The organism is Pseudomonas sp. EGD-AK9 (assembly GCF_000465935.2).
Classification (GTDB): Bacteria; Pseudomonadota; Gammaproteobacteria; order Pseudomonadales; family Pseudomonadaceae; genus Aquipseudomonas.
Genome location: NZ_AVOF01000514.1, coordinates 1 through 1623 on the forward strand (window position 1 = coordinate 1; position 1623 = coordinate 1623).

The 1623-nt window shown below is 68.9% G+C and carries 1 protein-coding gene and 2 pseudogenes; all 3 read right to left on the reverse strand.

What is annotated here, in order from left to right; translation table 11 throughout:
- A pseudogene (locus N878_RS19775) lies at window positions 1–196 on the reverse strand (hypothetical protein); the annotation flags it as partial.
- 89 nt (window positions 197–285) lie between these two features.
- Window positions 286–426 (reverse strand): annotated as a pseudogene (gene arfA / locus N878_RS19780) (alternative ribosome rescue factor ArfA); the annotation flags it as partial.
- A 79-nt stretch (window positions 427–505) separates the two neighbouring features.
- A complete protein-coding gene (gene holA / locus N878_RS19785) occupies window positions 506–1537 on the reverse strand; it encodes a DNA polymerase III subunit delta (protein ID WP_021445290.1) in 1032 nt (343 codons plus the stop codon).
- Window positions 1538–1623: the final 86 nt, after the last annotated feature.

Here is a 1623-nt window from a genome sequence, read left to right on the forward strand (position 1 = left end):
GCAGGGCCTGGCGCCATTCGGCGAAGCTCGGCGCGGGCTGCGCGATCGGCTCGGCCGGGATCGGGGCGAGCATGGCGCTGGCGTTGCTCGTGGTGGGCAGGTTCTCGGCCGGTGCCTGGGCACAGGCGGTCAGCAGGAGCAGGGGCAGCAGGTGCATGGCCGTGGCCAGAGCACGGCGCGGGAAATGGGGCGACATGTCTATCTCGAAGCGTTTTGCAGGCGGCTACCTTAGCATGCCGACGCCGCGAACAGGGCCATCGACGCATTTTCCCGGCCCATAAAGCAAGAAGCCTCCCAGTTGTGCTGGGAGGCTTCGCGGCGGTAGCTGCCTTTGCCTTTCTGCGGTCGTTCCTGGCGGGAACGGAACAGGGGCTGGGCGACGATGGATTTGGCCTGGTTGGGCCGCTTTGCGGCTTTCTTGCTCATGCGGGTTCCTCTGCAGACCTGCGTGGATGCAGGCGTGGCGGACTATGCGCCGCTGTACAGAAAATGTCCAGGCAGGGTGCTAGTCGAGGCGCAGGCGCTGGCCGGCCAGTTGCAGGGTCAGCAGTGCCAGGTTGCTCCACGGGTCGCCGGCGGCCTGGCCCTTGATCTGCGCGTCGATCTGCTGGGCCTGCTGCAGCAACTGGCCCCAGCGTTTGCTGCTGTGCCGCTGCAGTGCCTTGGAAACCAGCGGGCGGCGCTTGTCCCACACCGGCGGGCGGGCGCTGGCGAAGGCCTTGTCGAGCGGGATGCCCTGGCTCTGCTGGTGGGCGATGCCGGCCAGCAGGCGAATCTCGCGGGCCAGCGCCCAGAGGATCACCGGGGTTTCCACGCCTTCGCCGCGCAGCCCTTCGAGCATGCGCAGGGCGTGCGCCGCATCGCCAGCCAGGGCGCAGTCGATCAGGCCGAAGACGTCGAAACGGGCGCTATCGGCCACCGCCGCCTGCACGGTCTCGGCGTCGACCTGATTGCCTTCGGCGAGCAGCTTGAGTTTCTCCACTTCCTGGGCGGCGGCCAGCAGGTTGCCTTCCACCCGGGCGGCGATCATTTCCACCGCATCGGCGCTGGCGCTGAGGCCCGCCTGGGCCAGGCGCTGGCGAATCCATTGCGGCAACTGGTTGGCGTCCACCGGCCAGATCTGCACGAACTGGCTCACCTGGCCGTCGATCAGCGCCTTGGCCCACTTGGATTTCTGCGTGCTGCCGTCGAGCTTGGGCAGGGTCAGCAGCAGCACGGTGTCCTCCGGCGGCCGGGCGAGGTATTCGAGCAGGGCGGCCGCGCCCTTGTCGCCAGGCTTGCCGGACGGCAGGCGCAGTTCCAGCAGGCGCTTTTCGGCGAACAGCGACAGGCTGGCGCCGGCCTGCAGCAGGTTGCCCCAGTCGAAGTTGGCTTCGGCGTTGAACACCTGGCGTTCGGCGAAGCCCTGCTGGCGGCAGGCGTTGCGGATGGCGTCGGCGGCCTCCTGGCACAGCAGCGGCTCGTCGCCGCTGACCGCGTAGACGGGCGCGAGCGAACCTTGCAGGTGTTTGCCGAGTTGCGCGGGGGCAAGCTTCATCGCGGTGATGTCATCGGAGGCGGGAGGGCGTCGGGCCGCGGCGGCGGCCCGGGGGCCTTACTGGATCGGCAGTTCGATCGGCGACT